Genomic DNA, 16713 nt, shown 5'->3' on the forward strand with positions numbered 1-16713 from the left:
ATCTCGGGTGGCGAAGGTGGAATGACATACCTGTGATTAGACACGGCACCGAGCGCTGGGGTCAAGCTGTTGGGCAATTCCCCTTACCACCACACACGACGGAATCGCCTCGACGACGCATTCGTGCGCGTCACCAGCGTGTCGCACCGGCTGTCACCGATCGACTGGTGCAAGTCGGCTGCACCAGTGCAGGACGCCTAGGCTCTTGAGCTGTGAGAGTCACAGTATTGGTCGGCGGCGTCGGTGGAGCCCGTTTCCTTCAAGGTGTGCGGAGCCTGCTCGGAGAATCAGATGCCGCGGGCGCACACGAGATCACCGCGGTCGTGAACGTCGGAGACGACGTCTGGATGCACGGCCTGCGCATCTGCCCCGACCTGGACACATGTATGTACACGCTCGGCGGCGGCATCGACCCCGAGCGGGGTTGGGGTCACGTCGGCGAAACCTGGAACGCAAAAGAGGAACTCGCGGCGTACGGCGCGAAGCCGGATTGGTTCGGCCTCGGCGACCGCGACATCGCCACACACCTCATCCGGACCCAGATGCTGCGCACCGGTTATCCACTGTCGGCGGTCACCGAGGCGCTGTGCAATCGCTGGCAACCCGGGGTGCGACTGCTCCCGGTGACCGATGACCGCAGCGAAACCCATGTGGTCATCACCGATCCGGCCGACGACGAGCAGCGGGCGATCCACTTCCAGGAATGGTGGGTCCGCCACCGCGCTCAGGTTCCGACGCACAGCTTCGTGCACGTCGGTGCCGACAAGGCCACGCCTGCACCCGGCGTCATCGACGCGATCGAGAACGCGGACGTGGTGCTCCTGGCACCCTCCAACCCGGTGGTCAGCGTCGGCGCCGTTCTCGCGGTGCCCGGAATCCGGGGCGCGTTGCGAACCGGCAAGGCAAAGGTCGTCGGCCTGTCCCCCGTCATCGACGGAAAGCCGTTGCGCGGCATGGCCGACGAATGCCTGGAGGTGATCGGCGTGGAGACCACCGCCGAGGCGATCGGACGCTACTACGGCGCCCGCTCGGAGACCGGAATCCTGGACGGCTGGCTCGTCCACGAGACCGACACCGCGCAGGTTCCCGGAGTGCAGGTCGAGGCGGTCCCGCTGCTGATGACAGACCCGGAGACGACGGCCGAGATGGCGCGGGCCGCGCTGCGCCTGGCCGGGGTCACGGTGTGAACGGCGATCACGGGGCCGGCGGTTCCATCGAGGTCCGCCCAGTGCCAGGACTTCCCGAATTCCGGCCGGGTGATGACCTGGCCGCTGCGATCGCGGCTCAGGCGCCGTGGCTGGTGGACGGCGACGTGCTGGTCGTCACTAGCAAGGTCGTCTCCAAGGTCGAGGGCCGAATCGTGGCCTCCCCCACCGATCCCGACGAACGCGATGCCGTTCGCCGACGCCTGGTGGACCAGGAAGCCGTCCGGGTCGTCGCCCGCAGGGGCCGCACCCTGATCACCGAGAACAGGCTGGGGATCATCCAGGCCGCGTCGGGCATCGACGGATCGAATGTGGACCCGGCGGAACTGGCGCTGCTGCCGGAAGACCCCGATGCGAGCGCCAGGCGGTTGCGTCAACGGTTGGCCGAACTGCTGGGCGTGAGCGTCGCCGTAGTCATCACCGACACCATGGGGCGGGCGTGGCGGGTCGGCCAGACGGACGCCGCGATCGGCGCGTCCGGACTGCCCGTGCTGCACGGCTACGCTGGATCGGTCGATGCCCAGGGCAACGAGCTCTACGTCACGGAAGTGGCGGTCGCGGACGAGCTCGCGGCGGCGGGCGATCTGGTGAAGGGCAAGGTCGGTAGCGTGCCGATCGCCGTGGTCCGCGGGTTCGAGTTCGACGATGACGGTTCGGTGGCGCGGGATCTGGTGCGGCCGGGCGAGGAAGACCTGTTCTGGCTCGGCTCCAACGAGGCACTGGAGCGGGGCCGCAACGAAGCCCTGCTGCTGCGTCGCTCGGTGCGCGAGTTCTCCACCGAATCGATTGATCCGCAGTCCCTTCGGGACGCGATCGCGGAGGCCCTGACGGCGCCGGCACCGCACCACACCCGCCCTGTGCGCTTCGTGTGGATCCGCACGGCCGCCACCCGCAGGCGATTGCTGAACGCGATGCGGGAGCAGTGGCGCTCGGATCTCACCGAGGACGGGCTGAGCCTGGAGAAGATCAACGCGCGGCTCGACCGGGGCAACATCCTGTTCGAGGCGCCGGAACTGGTGATCCCCTTCTGTGTGCCCGAGGGCGCGCACCGCTACCCCGACGAGGCCAGGACCAGGGCCGAACAGACGATGTTCACCGTCGCGGCCGGCGCCGCCGTTCAGGGACTGCTGGTGTCGTTGGCCACCAAGGGAATCGGCAGCTGCTGGATCGGGTCGACCATTTTCGCGGCGGACCTCGTGCGGGCCGAACTCGGCTTGCGTGCGGACTGGCAGGCCCTCGGCGCCATCGCGGTCGGCCATCCTCTCGAGCCTCTCGCGCCACGCGTGCCGAGCGAGCCCGGAGACCTGCTGGTGGAGATGTGAGTGCTCAGTCCCTGCACCGTTCGGCACGCGAGGCGTTGCTGGGCTGGCAGACACCGAACGCTGCCGACGAGTCGTTGCGGCACACCATGCTCGCGTTCCTCGACTCGGCGCCGCTTGGCTGCCTGCGTGAGCATGCCCCCGGCCACATCACCGCGTCGTCCCTGGTTCTGAGCGAGGACCGGCAGCAGGTGCTGCTGACCCTGCATCCCAGGGTTGGACGCTGGATCCAGCTCGGCGGCCACTGCGAGGAAACGGACGAGACTGTCGTCGGCGCGGCACTGCGGGAGGCCACCGAGGAGTCCGGCATCGAGGGCCTGCGGATCGACCCGATCCTGCTCTCCGCGCACACGCACCCGATCACCTGCTCGCTCGGCCGGCCGACGCGGCATCTCGATCTGAGGTTCGTCGTCTGGGCGGCGAACGACGCACCGATCGTCGTCAGCGACGAGTCGACCGATCTGCGATGGTGGCCGGTCGATGCGCTGCCGGAGACCGCCGAGCGGGAGACCATCGATCACTTGGTGCAGTTGGCCCGGCTGCGCTCCACCTAGAAGGGCGCCGGCTGGTGGCGGCGCCCTCAGCCCTCCGCAGAGATCGATTCCAGCACAGGACGTCTCGCCGCCACGGTGTCGCCCGAGGACTTTCCGGTCAGCCGGCGCCCGATCCACGGACCGACGAAGTCCTTGGTCCAGATGTAGTTCACCCGACGCCGCTCGGCCTTGCTCAGGACCGGCGCCGGACCCAGATCGGGGGCCTCCAGGTCATGGCTGACACCCAGCGTGTCGAGGGTCTCGACCGCCATCCGCTGATGCCCGGCGGTCGACATGTGCAGGCGGTCCCAGTCCCACATCCGTTCGTCGTCATAGCCGTCGAACCGCCAGAAATCGACCACCACCGCACCGTGCCGTTCCGCGACCTCGCGGACCAGCTCGTTGTAGATCGCGATGCGACCGCGGATCTTGCCGAACACGGCCGACCATCCGGCGTCGTATGCCGTCCACAACGCCACTGTCGCCCCGCTCGCGGTGAGCTTGCCGATCGCCTCGTCGTAGCGGTCCACCATCGCGTCGATGTCCACCGACGGACGCATCAGGTCGTTCCCACCGCCGTAGATCGTGACCAGATCCGGACCAAGGGCGAGCGCCTGATCGACCTGGTCGTCGATGATCTGCCCCAACAGCTTTCCGCGGACCGCGAGGTTGGCGTACCGGAAGCCCTCGCTCTTGCCCGCGAGCTGCTCGGCGACGCGATCCGCCCAGCCCCGCAGCCCGTTCGGCCGCGCCGGATCGTGATCGCCGACCCCCTCCGTGAACGAATCCCCGAGGGCGACGTAACGATTGAAGACAGGTTCCGGCGAATTCATCGCATAGATTTTGCCAGAATGGGCCAGGTCACACCCGCACGGGCTACACGTCGGTGGAGAACCGAACCCCGCCGTCGGGCAGGGCCACACCCGGCCACACCCGCGCGCCGCGCAGCAGTTCGCAGCGGGCACCGACGTCAGCGCCGTCCCCGATCACCGCATCGCGCACCAGTGCCCGCGGACCGATCCGAGCACCGAATCCGACGATCGACCGCTCCACCGTCGCGCCCGCCTCGATGACCGCGCCGTCGAAGACGACCGCACCGTCGAGCCGTGCCCCCGCGCCGATCTCGGCGCCGCGTCCGACCACGGTGCCGCCGATCAGCACCGCGCCGGGCGCGATGCCTGCGCCCGGGTGCACCAGCGACTCTCCCCGCGGGCCCTCGAGCGCGGGCGAGGGCGCGATGCCGCGCACCAGATCCGCGGATCCACGGACGAAGTCCTCCGGGGTGCCCATGTCGCGCCAGTACGCCGCGTCGACATGCCCGAAGACGCGTCGACCCTCGGCCAACAGCCCGGGGAAGACCTCGCGCTCCACCGAGACCGGACGCCCGGCCGGGATCTTCTCGATGATCTCGCGCCTGAAGACGTAGCAACCGGCGTTGATCTGGTCGGTCGGCGGATCCTGGGTCTTCTCGAGGAAGTCCGTGACGCGGCCGTCGTCGTCGGTCGGCACGCAACCGAAGGCCCGCGGATCCCCCACCCGGACCAGGTGCATCGTCACGTCCGCCTCGGTGGTGCGGTGCGTATCCAGCACGGCCCGCAGGTCGGTGCCGCCGAGCACGTCGCCGTTGAAGACGATCACGTTGTCGGCCCTGAGCTTGGGCAGCACGTTCCGGATACCGCCACCGGTGCCGAGCGGCTCGGTCTCGGTGACGTACTCGATCTCCAGACCCATCGACGACCCGTCGCCGAAGTAGTCCTCGAAGACCTCGGCCTTGAACGAGGTGCCGAGCACGACGTGCTTGATCCCGGCCGCGCCGATGCGCGCCAGCAGATGCTGTAGGAAGGGCAGGCCCGCCGTCGGCAGCATGGGCTTCGGCGCGGAGAGCGTCAGCGGCCGCAGCCTGGTGCCCTTACCGCCGACGAGAACCACAGCGTCCACGTTCGGTTCGCTCGTCACTTGGTCATTCACCATCGTCTGCAGTCCCCTCGTTCTTCGCCCTGTTCCGTACCGCCGCCGCGACCGCCACCTTCGACCGCACCGCGAGACCGCCGCGCAGCGCCCACCGAAGCGGCGCCTGCCACCAATGCGGATGCCGATCGGCCTGGAAGCGGTAGGCACTCTGGTGATGTGCCGGCAGCATCAACTCGGGATGCCGCCCTGCCGCATGTCCCTTGGCGTGGGTCACCTCGGCCGAGGGCACGAAAACGTTGTGCCAGCCGGCGCGGCCGAGGCGATCGCCGAAGTCGACGTCCTCCATGTACATGAAGTACCGGGAGTCGAACCCGTCGATCGAGTCGAAGGCGGCGCGACGCACCAGCAGGCAGGACCCGGAGAGCCACCCCACGGGGCGCTCGGATACCTGCTCGTTCTCCTGGCGGTACCGCTGGGTCCACGGATTGGACGGCCAGACGGTGCCGAGAAGGGCGTGGCCTGCGCCCGAGACGAGCCCGGGAACCTGCCGCGCCGACGGGTACACGCTGCCGTCCGGTTCGAGCACCATGGGACCGAGTGCACCCGCGCGCGGCCAACGCTGCGCCGCTTCGAGAAGCACATCGAGGGAGCCGGCGCCCCAGCGAAGATCGGGATTGGCGATCACCACGAACTCCACATCGGGGTCCAACTCGGCCACCGCGCGGTTGATGGCGCCGCCGTAGCCGATGTTCCCGCCCGTGCGCAGCAGGCTCACATTGGAATTCTGTTCGAGGGCGGCCTCGGGAGCACCGTCTGTCGACCCGTTGTCGGCCATGATGACCTGGGTCGGCAACGTCGTGGCTCCCTCGAGGGTGTCCAGGAAACTCTGAAGATGCTTGCCCGGCGAATAGGTCACCGTCACCACGGCCAGCTGCGAACTCACGCCGGCAACCCTAGTCGCTGGCCGGCGGCAACTGCGCCAGGGCCGCCCTCAGCGCCTCCTGCCACGGCCGCAACGGGGTCAGGCCGGCGTCCACCCAGGACGTCTCCGACAGCACCGAGTACGCCGGCCGCGGCGCGGGCCGCACGAACTGGGCACTGGTGCACGGGCGGACCCTCTCCCGATCTGCACCGACCCCCGCGAACACCGCCCTGGCGAGGTCGAACCAGCTCGCCTGGCCTGCGTTCGTCGCGTGCAGCACCCCGCCCGGCACGGCACTCGAACCGGCCAGCTGCAACAAGCCGTCGGCCAGGTCGCCCGCGTAGGTCGGCGACCCGATCTGGTCGTCGACCACGTCGACCGTGTCGCGTTCACGTTCCAGGCGCAGCATCGTGGCCACGAAATCCGCGCCAACACCGGTGTAGACCCACGCGGTCCGCACCACGAGGGCGTTCGGGTCCGCGGCGAGCACCGCGCGCTCGCCCTCGAGCTTCGTCCGACCGTATGCGGTGCGTGGCCCGGTCGCGGAATCTGTCTCGTATGGGCGGTCCGCGTCGCCGGCGAACACGTAGTCCGTCGACACATGGATGAGGCGGGCGCCGACACGCGCGGTCGCCGACGCCAGATTCCGCGGTCCGAGCACATTCACCCGCTCGGCAGCCTGCTCGTCGGATTCGGCCGCATCGACCGCGGTGTATGCGGCGCAGTTGATGACGACGGTGCCGGGCTCGACGAGCCCGTCGACCGCCTCACCATCGGTGATGTCCAGGTCTCTGGACCCGAATCCGACAACGTCGAGACCGGCCGCGGTACCGCGACGCAGCAACTGCGTGCCGAGCTGGCCACCGGCCCCGGTCACAAGGATCTTTCTCACAAAGGAAAGTCTGGCACGCCGGTCCTGGGACACCGGAACCACGCGTCCCCACCAGTAGCCTGGACCCCGGTCGGGGTGAACCACATGCAGAGTTAGGGGGCATCAGGTGCCGGACAACGAGGAAGCTCCGACGGCGAGGCGTACCGCCTTCGGTCGGGGCCAGATAGCCGTCGCGGCCGCGTCGGTCCTCGTCCTCCTCATCACCGGATTCGCGTGGCGCAGCATCGATGCCCTCGCGTCGAACCTCGCAACCGCGCGATTGGAGCTGGGCGACGGCGGCAAGGACGGCGCGGTCGACATCCTCATGGTCGGTACCGACAGTCGCACCGACGCGCACGGCAATCCGCTCTCTGCCGACGAACTGGCCTCGCTCAGGGCGGGCGAGGCGGAGGCCGACAACACCGACACCATCGTGCTCATCCGGGTGCCGACCGACGGCAGCTCGGCGACGGCCGTCTCGATCCCACGCGATTCGTACGTCGAGGTGCCTGGCATCGGCCGTTCGAAGATCAACGCGGCCTTCGGGGCCACCCGGGCCACCGAGCGGCAACGGTTGCTCGACGAGGGCGAGTCCGAGGACGAGGCCGACAAGGCCGCGACCCAGGCCGGCCGCGAGGCCCTCATCAAGTCGGTCGCCAACCTCACCGGCATCACCGTCGACCACTACGGGGAGGTGGGACTGCTGGGATTCGTCCTGCTCACCGATGCCGTGGGCGGCGTCGACGTGTGCCTGAACAACCCGGTCGACGAGTGGATGTCCGGTGCCAAGTTCCCAGCGGGCGAACAGACCCTCAGCGGTTCGAACGCACTGTCCTTCGTCCGGCAGCGGCACGATCTCCCGCGCGGCGACCTCGACCGCATCGTCCGCCAGCAGGTCTTCATGGCGTCGCTGGTACACGAGGTCCTCAATGCCAAGACGCTGAGCAATCCCGGCAAGCTCGCGCAGCTGACCTCCGCGGTGCAGCGTTCGGTGGTCCTCGACGACGACTGGGACATCATCGATTTCGCTCGGCAGCTGCAGGGCCTCGCGGGCGGGGAGGTCAAGTTCCAGACCATCCCGGTCGTCGACCTCAACGCGATGACCGACTACGGCGAGTCGATCGTGCAGGTGGACCCGAAGGCCGTCCGCACCTACGTCGCCGGCCTGGTGGGCGAGAACGACAGTGACAATGAAGCCACCGGCACCAGCGAGCCGCCGTCGATCGACACCTCGAAGGTCACCGTCGACGTGTCCAATGACAGCGGGATCGGTGGTCTCGCGTCCCGGGTGTCCGAGGCGCTGACCGAGCAGGGCTACCTGCAGGGCGAGGTCGGGAACAACACCGGCACCGCGGTGAGCACGAGCCGCGTCCTCGCGGCCGACCCCGACTCCGACGCGGCGAAGGCCGTCGCTGCCGCGCTCGGCGGCCTGACGATCGTCGGCGACAGTTCGCTGTCCGCGGGCGCCGTGAAGGTCCTGATCGCCGCCGACTACACCGGTCCCGGTTCCGACTCCGACTCCGCGTCGGGGCCCACCTCGGATATCGTCGACATGGGCACCAGCCCCACCCCCGCGCCACCAGGACCGGCGATCGACGCCGGAAGCAAGGGCCCGCGGTGCGTCAACTAGCGAGAACGGCGGCGGAAGTGCCCGACCCGAACACATCCGTGCCCAACCTGACTGCGGCCCTTCTCGATCCGATCCTGCAGCAGGACCCGGCCGGCCCGCGCATCACCTACTACGACGACGTCAGCGGTGAGCGGATCGAACTGTCCGCACTCACCCTCGCCAATTGGGCCGCCAAGACCGCCAACCTGATTCGCGACGAGTTCGGCCTGCTACCGGGCGCCCGGATCTGCGTGCTGCTCCCCGCGCACTGGCAGAGCGCCGCCGTGTTGCTCGGGTGCTGGTGGGCCGGGGCCGAGGTGCTGTTGTCGTCCGCGGACGACGCGGAGCTCGCGCTGGTCGCGGCGGACCGGCTCGCCGAGGTCGAGGACGTGCCCGAGGTCGCGGTGCTCTCGCTCGACGCGTTCGGTCGCCCCGCCGAGGGGCTCCCGGTCGGCGTCACCGACTACGCCACCTCGGTTCGCGTGCACGGCGACCAGTTCCGGCCCGACGCCGGAGCATCGTCGGCACTCGACGGCATGTCGATCGCCGAGGTGCTCACCGCGGCGACGGCCTCCGCCGCGGCCCAGTCCATCAGCCGCCCGGATCGCGTGCTCTCGAGTTCCGAGTGGGGCACCACGACCGAACTGCTCGACGGCCTGCTCGCGGTGCTGGCGGTCGGCGCCTCGCTGGTGCAGGTCGCGCGCCCCTCCGACGACGCGATGACCAGGCGGATGGGCACCGAGAAGATCACGATCCGACGCTGACCCGATCACCGGCGTGATCGGCGGTCCAGATACGGCTGCGCAGATCCCTTCCCCGAATCACCTGAATTCGCCAGGGATCCAGGCGCAGGACGTGTAGATCGGGATCGTCGGGCGACCGCCAGAAGTTGCCCAGGTCGTATCCCGCCCCACGCGGGCTGGTCCGGCGATAGAGGTCCCACACGCGGCGCGTGGTGTCGCCGTCATCGACCCATTCCGCGACCGTGTCGATCGCCACCGAGTTGTTGCCTGGCGCCCAGTACGAGAAGTTCGTGTGCGGGTTCCCGCGCAGGTGAGCGGCTTTGACCGGGGTCCGGTAGGTGGCCAGCCAGCCGACCGGACGCCCGTCGACGACCTCCCAGACCGGGATGAGCACCCGTGTCCTCGGCCGCCCCTTGCTGTCGACCGTGACCATCGTCGCGTAGACGATCGACCCGACGAACGCGTCGAATTCTTCCTCGAGCGCCGCAAACGACGTCACTTTCATGCCGATCTCCCGTCTCGGTTCGTAACCGACACCAGCATGCGCCGGCGCAAAGCGAAGGGGAAGAAGGCACTTCGGCGACACCCGGTTACCGCGCGGGAACCGATCGGGACCAGGCCCCGCTAGCCGCTCCGGCGCTTGGGGCGCCGGACGTACCCGCCGTCGACCAGCCCGGCCTCGATCTCGAATCGATTGCGGTGCATCGGATGCCGAATCTCTTCGATGAGGTAGCGGACAATGAATCCGAGACCGTACCGGGCCCACTGCTCGGCGTGGACCGCTTCGTGGCGCAGGGTCGCGGCGCCGGTGTTCCGCCCGGTCAGGTAGGCCCCACCGATCGTGGTCCCTCCTCGTGCGAAACCGAACCGCATCCCGGCGCAGACGAACAGGTCGAACTCCTCGTCGAAGACGATCCGAGCACGCAGCGCTGCCGCATAGGCCAGGGCGGCCACCGTCGCCACCATCGACCCCGCGCTGCCCCGCGAGGCCCGGACCAGCCGAAGTCGACCGGCCCGGGCCTCGCGTCGCAGCGAACTCGGTCCCGCGGGCACCCGTCCAGATTAGGCCGCCATTGCCTCGACGGGCGGCACCTTCGCGGCGCTCCTCGCCGGCAGCAGCGCCGCGATCACCCCGGCGATCCCGCCGACCAACACCGTCGCCGCCAGCGCCAGCCAGGGCAGCGAGGGCAGCACCAGGTCGTCGACACCGAACACCGAGGCCGTACCCGCCAGCCCGAAGGCAAGCCCGAGCACCACTCCGAGCACCGACGCGACCACCGACACCAGGACCGCCTCGTAGATCAGCAGGGTTCGCAGTCCGGCTCGGGTGACACCGATCGACCGCAGCAGACCGCTCTCGCGTCGACGTTCGATCACCGACAGCGCCATCGTGTTACCCACCCCGATGACCGCGATCAGGATCGCCACCGACAGCAGTCCCACGACGATCATCAGCATGGTGTCCAGGACCGAGTTCAGTGCCGCTCGCATGGACACCGCCCCGCCGATCTCCGCGGTCGGCACACTGTCGGTGGCCAGCGAGGTGACCTCCTTTTGTACGGTCGCGATCTCGTCGTCGGTCAGGCCATCCGCGAAGCGGACCCACAGCGAATCCACTGCCGGGTTCGCCGTCACCGCTGCCAGGTCCCCGCGGACCATCAGCGGCGGCGGGCCCTCCGTCCCTTCCACCACCGTCAGGCTCCGGGTGGTGCCTGCGCCCCGGACGTCGATCGGCTCGCCTGCGCGGACCCCCAGCTCGTCGAGCTGTTTCGGCGACACCGCGATCTGGCCGGGCTTCGGCAGCGTGATCGACACCCGGAGCGCCATGGCCGCCTCCGCCGGATCGACCCCGGTCACGGTCAACTCCTTCCCCGCAGCGGTGCTCACCTCGCCGCTCGAGAGCGCCGCGACCGCGGTCACCCGATCCACCTCGCCGATCCGCTCGCCCAGCGTCGCAGGCAGTGCGGAACCCGGGTCGCCTGCCACCGAGACATCGATGGGGAACTGCTCGTCGAGCGCGCCCGGGGCGCTGGCCTTGACGGTCGCGATTCCGACGATCATCGTCGCGGTCACACAGACGCCGATCAGCAACGCCGTCGCAGTGGCTGTGGTGCGCCGGGGATTGCGGCCCGCGTTGCCCGCCGCCAGCTCCCCCAACGGACCCGACACACGTCCCAGCCCCTTTCCGAACGCCGCAACCGCGGGCGGAATGATGTACCTGCACAGCAGGACCACCGCGACGAAGCAGACCAGCGCACCCCCGGCAGCCACCAGTACCTGCTTGCCCAGCACGCCGGCGGTCAGCACAGCGGCGCCGACGATCAGGCCCGTCACGCCGATGATCCGTCGCAGCCGCGACGACCGCACGGGTTCGGGCTTGGCCTCGGCGGGGGTCAGAGCGGCGAGCGGCGACACGGCGGTAGCCGCCCGCGCGGGCGCGACCGCCGCCAGGTATGTGACGACGACTCCGACCAGCAGGCCGACCGCGAGCGCAACAGGCGAGACGGAGAGGTGATCGAGCGGAATGGGAACATCAAGCGCGCCTGCGACTTCGGTCACTGCCCAGGCCAAGCCCACGCCCGCCGCAAGACCGGCAACCGAGGCCACCAGCCCCACCACCAGCGACTCGATGCGGACGCTGCGGCGAATCTGATCGCTGGTCGCGCCGACGCAGCGGAGCAACGCCAGCTCCTGGGTTCGTGCAGCCAGCAGCACCGCGAACGTGTTCGCGATGACCAGTCCGGACACCACCACCGCGAGCGCTCCGAACGCAAGCAGCACGTTGCGCAGCATGTCACTGCCACCGAGGAACCTCGCCGAGACCTCCTTGGCCTTCTCGGCACCGGTGATCACCGCGGCGCCGGGTGCGAGCGCACCGGCGACGGCCTCGCGGTCGCCGCCTGCGACACGCATCTCCCTGGAGGCCTGGCCGTCGGTCCATGCCTCGATGTCCGCCGCGGTGGCAAAGACCGAGATGCCGTCCATTCGCTGCGCGGTGCCGTCGAGGTCCACCGTGCCCACGACGGTGGCCTCGCCGGCGTCCGGGCCGGTGGTCTCACCCAGCGCCGTCACCGCGACGCGGGTTCCGATGGGCAGGTCGGAATTCGAGCCGACCGCGATCTCGCCCGCCGCACTCGGGAAGCGGCCGTCCGCCAGCTTCTGCCAGCGCAGGTCCGCATCCGCGGCCAACGACGTGGCCGCGCCGAACGATTTGCCCGACCCCGCCGCCGTCACCTTCACCGGCGTGGAGACATCGGTGGTCACCGCCCGCACACCGGGCACCGACCGGACGGCATCCGCGGCCCGCTGTGCCTGCAGACCGTCCCCGAGATCGGAGACCACATAGTCGGTGCTCCGATACTGTCCGGCAAGGGAATTGGTGACGCCCGCGGTGGCCGTGGAACTGAGCACCAGGGTCGCGACGACAAAGGCCACCGCGATGAGCACCGCGAGCATCGCGGCCAGGTAGCGCCCGAAGTGCGCGCGCGCCTGCGCGAGCGTGAGCCTCAGCATGCCCGAGTCCCGAGTTCGCGCATCGTCTCGATCACCGAATCGGTCGTGGGGCGATCGATCTCGCCGGCGATCCGCCCGTCGGCGATCAGCACCACCCGGTCCGAATAGGACGCCGCCACCGGGTCGTGGGTGACCATCACGACCGTCTGCCCGAACTCTCGGACGCTGGAACGGAGCAACTCGAGAACCTCGGTGCCCGAGCGTGAATCGAGGTTTCCCGTCGGCTCGTCGGCGAAGATGACGTCGGGCCTGGGCAGCAGGGCCCGCGCGACCGCGACGCGCTGCTGCTGGCCACCGGACAGCTCGTGCGGCAGGTGTCCGAGTCGTTCGGTGAGACCCAGTCGTCCGACGATCTCCGCCATCCACTCCGGATCCGGGTCCACTCCTCCCAGTCGCATGGGCAGCAGCATGTTCTCCTCCGCGGTGAGCACCGGCAGGAGATTGAAGGCCTGGAACACGAATCCGATTCGGTGACGGCGCAATTCGGTCAGCTCCCGGTCGCTCAGCCCGGTCAGCTCGGTGTCCCCGAGGTACACCAACCCGGACGTCGCCGTGTCGAGCCCGGCCAGGCAGTGCATCAACGTGGACTTGCCCGACCCCGACGGTCCCATGATCGCGGTGAAGGCCGCGCCCAGGAACTCGGTGTGCACACCGTCGAGGGCGCGCACGGCCGCCTCGCCCTCGCCGTAGCTCTTGCTCAGGCCGACGGCGCGGACCGCGGCGGTTCGTGTGATGGTGGGTGCATTCATGTCCTCGACGCTACGAACGACACCCCACTCGGCGCGTCGGCGTGCGGACGGATCCTCGAGGTGACCGCGTCATACCTGGGTAGGACGCACGCCTCTTCCTGGTCCTACCCGCCCAGAAGATCCTCCGGCTGCACCAGCCCGGTCTGGTACGCGAACACCACCGCCTGCACCCGGTCCCGCGATCCCGTCTTCGCCAGCACCCGGCCCACGTGTGTCTTCACGGTCGCCTCGGAGACGAAGAACTTCTCCGCGATCTCGGTGTTGGACAATCCGTGCGCCATCGCCTCGAGCACCTCCACCTCACGGGGAGTCAGGTCGTCGGGCAGTTGCGGGCGATCCACCGTGGACGCGCCCGCCAGCATCGGACCCACGTGCTGGAGCAGCCGGCGGGTCGAGCGGGCCGCGATCACCGCGTCCCCCCGGTACACGGTCCGCAGAGCGGCGAGCAGGTCCTCCGGCTGCGCGTCCTTGAGCAGGAAGCCGCTGGCGCCTGCGGAGATCGCGGCGACCACGTATTCGTCGTTGTCGAAGGTGGTGAGCACCACCACCTTCGGCGAGTGCTCCAGCGCGGTCAGGCGACGGGTGGCCTCGATGCCGTCCAGGTTCGGCATCTGCACGTCCATCAGGACCACGTCGACCGGAACGCGCGCGAGCTCACGCAGCGCCTGCTCACCGTCCGAGGCCTCCACCTCGACGCTCATGTCAGGCTGGGAGTCGATCACCATCCGGAAGCCCGCTCGGACCAGCTGCTGATCGTCGACGATCGCGATCCGGATCGGACCCGTTGTGGCATCGGACATGTCATTCACCTCTCGAATATGGCAGCGCGGTGTGCACCCGATAGCCGCCGCCTGCGGCGGGTCCGGCCTCGAAGCTGCCGCCGTACAACTCGGCCCGTTCGCGCATGCCGAGCACACCCTGCCCACCCGCGGAGGGCGCGACCAGGGCGCCGGACGCTCCCCTGCCGTCGTCGATGACCGTCAGCTCCAGCGCACTGTCGGTCCAGCGCTCGGTGACCTCGACACTGGCCGAGGGACCCGCGTGCTTGAGCACGTTGGTCAGCGATTCCTGCACGATCCGGTACGCGGTCAGCTCGGCACCCGTGGACAGCACGCGTCGCTCCCCGTCGGTGGTGAGCTGCACTCCGAGGCCGCCCTTGCGGACCTCCTCGATCAGCGTATCGATATCCGAAACCCCTGGCGTCGAGGAGTACTCGCGCGGCCGGTCCTCCCGCAGCACGGACAGCAGCGCGCGCATGTCGGTCAGCGCCTGCCGCCCTGTCTGGGAGATGGTCTCCAGCGCAGTGACCGCCGCGGCGGGATCGGCGGCCGCGCTGTACCGACCACCGTCGGCCTGGGCGATCACGACGGTCAGCGAGTGCGCGACGATGTCGTGCATCTCCCGCGCGATCCGGGTGCGCTCGTTGATGGCGGCGATCTCCGCCTCCTGCGCGCGTTCGAGTTCGAGCAGCCGGGCCCGCTCGGTGAGTCCCTCGAGTTCCTGGTTACGCACCCGGCGCAGGTCGCCGAACGCCCACACTGCGGTGACGTACACGATCAGGAACGCGATCAGGAAAGCGTGGGCCTGCCATGTGGACTCCGCACCGCCGAAGTACCGGAGGCCCGCCGCGATCACGCCGAGGATGGCCGCCGCCAGGCCCCATCCGCTCGCCCACCTCGGTCCGTACGCCGCCAGCGCGTACAGCGCGATCGGAACGCAGATACCGGGCATGACGAGGTTGGTCTGGTCACTCGAGATGATCAGATACGCCACCGAGAAGAACGCGACAACGGCGGCGGCCGCGACCGGCCGGATGCGACGCCAGGCCAGCGGCACGGTGAGTCCCAGCGCGATCACCACGTCGACCCACCCGACGGCGACCGACGCCGCCACCCCGATGAGCGCGAAGAACGCCGCGACGGTGCGATCGATCCCGACGGTGTGATCGGCGCTCCAGCGGTACCAGCGCTCGCTCAGTGGGAATCGGGGCATGGACCCCAGGGTAAACACCTGTGGCCGGTGAGCGAGCTCACCGGCCACGAGGCGACTCACGCGTCAGCTCACTTGAGCAGGGCGCGCGACATCACGACTCGCTGAATCTGGTTGGTGCCCTCGTAGATCTGGGTGATCTTGGCGTCGCGCATCATCCGCTCGACCGGGAAGTCGGTGGTGTAGCCGGCGCCACCGAACAGCTGCACGGCGTCCGTGGTGACCTCCATCGCGACGTCCGAGGCGAAGCACTTGGCGGCGGCCGAGATGAACCCGAGGTTCTTCTCGCCACGCTCGGCGCGGGCGGCCGAGGTGTAGACCATCAGACGAGCGGCCTCGACCTTCATCGCCATGTCGGCGAGCATGAACTGCACGGCCTGGAAGTCGGAGATCGACTTGCCGAACTGCTTGCGGTCCTTGGTGTACGCGAGGGCCGCGTCGAGCGCGCCCTGCGCCAGGCCGACGGCCTGGGCGCCGATGGTCGGGCGGGTGTGGTCCAGGGTCTGCAGGGCGGTCTTGAAGCCGGTGCCGGGCGCGCCGATGATGCGGTCGCCGGGAATGCGGCAGTTCTCGAAGTACAGCTCCGCGGTTGGCGAGCCCTTGATACCGAGCTTCTTCTCCTTCGGGCCGACGACGAAGCCCTCGTCGTCCTTGTGCACCATGAAGGAGGAGATGCCGTTGGCGCCCTTGTCGGGGTCCGTGACGGCCATGACGGTGTACCAGGTCGACTTGCCGCCGTTGGTGATCCAACACTTGGAGCCGTTGAGGATCCAGTCATCGCCGTCGGCCTTCGCGCGGGTGCGCATGCTGGCGGCGTCGGAGCCCGCCTCACGCTCGGAGAGCGCGTAGGAGGCCATCGCCTCGCCCGAGGCGAGCGACGGGAGGACCTGCTGCTTGAGCTCCTCCGAGCCGTTGAGGATCAGGCCCATGGTGCCGAGCTTGTTGACGGCGGGGATCAGCGAGGACGAGCCGCAGACGCGGGCCACCTCCTCGATCACGATGCAGGTGGCCACGGAATCGGCGCCCTGGCCGTCATAGGCCTCGGGGACGTGGATCGCATTGAAGCCGGAGTTGACGAGCGCCTTGAGCGCCTCCTCGGGGAACCGGGAGTTCTCGTCGACATCCTTCGCGTAGGGCGCGATCTCCTTCTCCGACAGCGCGCGGATCGCGGCCCGCAGCTCATCGTGCTCGTCGGCGAGCTTGAACAGGTCGAAGTCGGGGTTGCCAGCCATCTGGTTGCTCCTCGTGGAAGTCTCGGGGCGCGGCACTCAGTGCCATTCACGGGCCATCATACCGCACCTACCCGGCAAGTAGCCGGTAAGACGTGCCACACTGCGGCACCGAGTGCC

The 16713-nt window shown here is 69.2% G+C and carries 16 protein-coding genes; 5 read left to right on the top strand and 11 right to left on the bottom strand.

The window, feature by feature from the left end:
- The first annotated feature begins 212 nt into the window (after positions 1 to 212).
- The 3 genes from cofD to FCG67_RS02415 are packed head-to-tail and all read left to right on the top strand — an operon-like array spanning position 213 to position 3078.
- Entirely contained in the window at positions 213 to 1187 is a 975-nt protein-coding gene (cofD, locus tag FCG67_RS25135) for a 2-phospho-L-lactate transferase (protein WP_136906751.1), read from the top strand.
- The gene (locus FCG67_RS02410; protein ID WP_136906753.1) at positions 1184 to 2527 is read left to right on the top strand and encodes a coenzyme F420-0:L-glutamate ligase; all 1344 of its coding nucleotides are present in this window, start codon (positions 1184 to 1186) and stop codon (positions 2525 to 2527) included. Before cofD ends, FCG67_RS02410 begins: the two co-directional genes overlap by 4 nt.
- Positions 2524 to 3078, top strand: coding sequence for an NUDIX hydrolase (locus tag FCG67_RS02415; RefSeq protein WP_136906755.1), 555 nt, complete (start codon positions 2524 to 2526; stop codon positions 3076 to 3078). Before FCG67_RS02410 ends, FCG67_RS02415 begins: the two co-directional genes overlap by 4 nt.
- 26 nt (positions 3079 to 3104) lie before the next feature.
- Here the strand turns inward: FCG67_RS02415 and FCG67_RS02420 are convergent, their stop codons facing one another.
- From FCG67_RS02420 to rfbD, 4 genes are read right to left on the bottom strand one after another with little or no spacing between them, the layout of a single operon-like run.
- Positions 3105 to 3890, bottom strand: a complete 786-nt coding sequence (locus FCG67_RS02420) for an SGNH/GDSL hydrolase family protein (protein ID WP_136906757.1) — start codon at positions 3888 to 3890, stop codon at positions 3105 to 3107.
- 43 nt (positions 3891 to 3933) lie between these two features.
- The gene (manB, locus tag FCG67_RS02425) at positions 3934 to 5013 is read right to left on the bottom strand and encodes a mannose-1-phosphate guanylyltransferase (RefSeq protein WP_425467781.1); all 1080 of its coding nucleotides are present in this window, start codon (positions 5011 to 5013) and stop codon (positions 3934 to 3936) included.
- A gap of 4 nt (positions 5014 to 5017) precedes the next feature.
- Positions 5018 to 5911 carry a glycosyltransferase family 2 protein gene (locus FCG67_RS02430; protein WP_136906761.1) on the bottom strand — a complete coding sequence of 298 codons (894 nt, stop codon included), beginning with the start codon at positions 5909 to 5911 and terminating at the stop codon, positions 5018 to 5020.
- A 10-nt stretch (positions 5912 to 5921) separates the two neighbouring features.
- The gene (gene rfbD / locus FCG67_RS02435) at positions 5922 to 6782 is read right to left on the bottom strand and encodes a dTDP-4-dehydrorhamnose reductase (RefSeq protein WP_136906763.1); all 861 of its coding nucleotides are present in this window, start codon (positions 6780 to 6782) and stop codon (positions 5922 to 5924) included.
- A gap of 106 nt (positions 6783 to 6888) precedes the next feature.
- Here rfbD and FCG67_RS02440 point away from each other — a divergent pair, with 106 nt between their 5' ends.
- Complete coding sequence (locus tag FCG67_RS02440; RefSeq protein ID WP_136906765.1) at positions 6889 to 8391, top strand: LCP family protein; 1503 nt, start codon at positions 6889 to 6891, stop codon at positions 8389 to 8391.
- Positions 8392 to 8429: 38 nt separating this feature from the next.
- A complete protein-coding gene (locus tag FCG67_RS02445; protein WP_136906767.1) occupies positions 8430 to 9134 on the top strand; it encodes a TIGR03089 family protein in 705 nt (234 codons plus the stop codon).
- Here the strand turns inward: FCG67_RS02445 and FCG67_RS02450 are convergent.
- The 7 genes from FCG67_RS02450 to FCG67_RS02480 all read right to left on the bottom strand — a co-directional run bounded on the left by FCG67_RS02450 (position 9118) and on the right by FCG67_RS02480 (position 16596).
- Positions 9118 to 9618: a pyridoxamine 5'-phosphate oxidase family protein gene (locus FCG67_RS02450; protein ID WP_246044753.1), complete on the bottom strand. Its 501-nt coding sequence runs from the start codon at positions 9616 to 9618 to the stop codon at positions 9118 to 9120. The genes FCG67_RS02445 and FCG67_RS02450 overlap by 17 nt on opposite strands.
- Before the next feature lie 119 nt (positions 9619 to 9737).
- The gene (locus tag FCG67_RS02455; RefSeq protein ID WP_136907176.1) at positions 9738 to 10079 is read right to left on the bottom strand and encodes a hypothetical protein; all 342 of its coding nucleotides are present in this window, start codon (positions 10077 to 10079) and stop codon (positions 9738 to 9740) included.
- A 96-nt stretch (positions 10080 to 10175) separates the two neighbouring features.
- Complete coding sequence (locus FCG67_RS02460) at positions 10176 to 12626, bottom strand: ABC transporter permease (protein WP_136906770.1); 2451 nt, start codon at positions 12624 to 12626, stop codon at positions 10176 to 10178.
- Positions 12620 to 13375: an ABC transporter ATP-binding protein gene (locus FCG67_RS02465; protein WP_136906772.1), complete on the bottom strand. Its 756-nt coding sequence runs from the start codon at positions 13373 to 13375 to the stop codon at positions 12620 to 12622. The genes FCG67_RS02460 and FCG67_RS02465 overlap by 7 nt, the downstream gene beginning before the upstream one ends.
- Before the next feature lie 104 nt (positions 13376 to 13479).
- The gene (locus FCG67_RS02470) at positions 13480 to 14175 is read right to left on the bottom strand and encodes a response regulator (RefSeq protein WP_136906774.1); all 696 of its coding nucleotides are present in this window, start codon (positions 14173 to 14175) and stop codon (positions 13480 to 13482) included.
- A gap of 1 nt (position 14176) precedes the next feature.
- Entirely contained in the window at positions 14177 to 15367 is a 1191-nt protein-coding gene (locus FCG67_RS02475; RefSeq protein ID WP_136906776.1) for a sensor histidine kinase, read from the bottom strand.
- A gap of 68 nt (positions 15368 to 15435) precedes the next feature.
- Complete coding sequence (locus FCG67_RS02480) at positions 15436 to 16596, bottom strand: acyl-CoA dehydrogenase (RefSeq protein WP_077041003.1); 1161 nt, start codon at positions 16594 to 16596, stop codon at positions 15436 to 15438.
- Between the last annotated feature and the right edge of the window lie 117 nt (positions 16597 to 16713).

Origin of the sequence: Rhodococcus oryzae (assembly GCF_005049235.1) — a bacterium.
GTDB classification, from domain to species: domain Bacteria; phylum Actinomycetota; class Actinomycetes; order Mycobacteriales; family Mycobacteriaceae; genus Rhodococcus_G; species Rhodococcus_G oryzae.

Bases quoted from the DNA above. Each gene is read 5' to 3' on its own strand.
- FCG67_RS02420 (WP_136906757.1), bottom strand. From the start codon at position 3,890: ATGAATTCGCCGGAACCTGTCTTCAATCGTTACGTCGCCCTCGGGGAT.
- FCG67_RS02450 (WP_246044753.1), bottom strand. From the start codon at position 9,618: ATGAAAGTGACGTCGTTTGCGGCGCTCGAGGAAGAATTCGACGCGTTC.
- FCG67_RS02455 (WP_136907176.1), bottom strand. From the start codon at position 10,079: ATGGTGGCGACGGTGGCCGCCCTGGCCTATGCGGCAGCGCTGCGTGCT.
- FCG67_RS02460 (WP_136906770.1), bottom strand. From the start codon at position 12,626: ATGCTGAGGCTCACGCTCGCGCAGGCGCGCGCGCACTTCGGGCGCTAC.
- FCG67_RS02465 (WP_136906772.1), bottom strand. From the start codon at position 13,375: ATGAATGCACCCACCATCACACGAACCGCCGCGGTCCGCGCCGTCGGC.
- FCG67_RS02470 (WP_136906774.1), bottom strand. From the start codon at position 14,175: ATGTCCGATGCCACAACGGGTCCGATCCGGATCGCGATCGTCGACGAT.
- FCG67_RS02475 (WP_136906776.1), bottom strand. From the start codon at position 15,367: ATGCCCCGATTCCCACTGAGCGAGCGCTGGTACCGCTGGAGCGCCGAT.
- FCG67_RS02480 (WP_077041003.1), bottom strand. From the start codon at position 16,596: ATGGCTGGCAACCCCGACTTCGACCTGTTCAAGCTCGCCGACGAGCAC.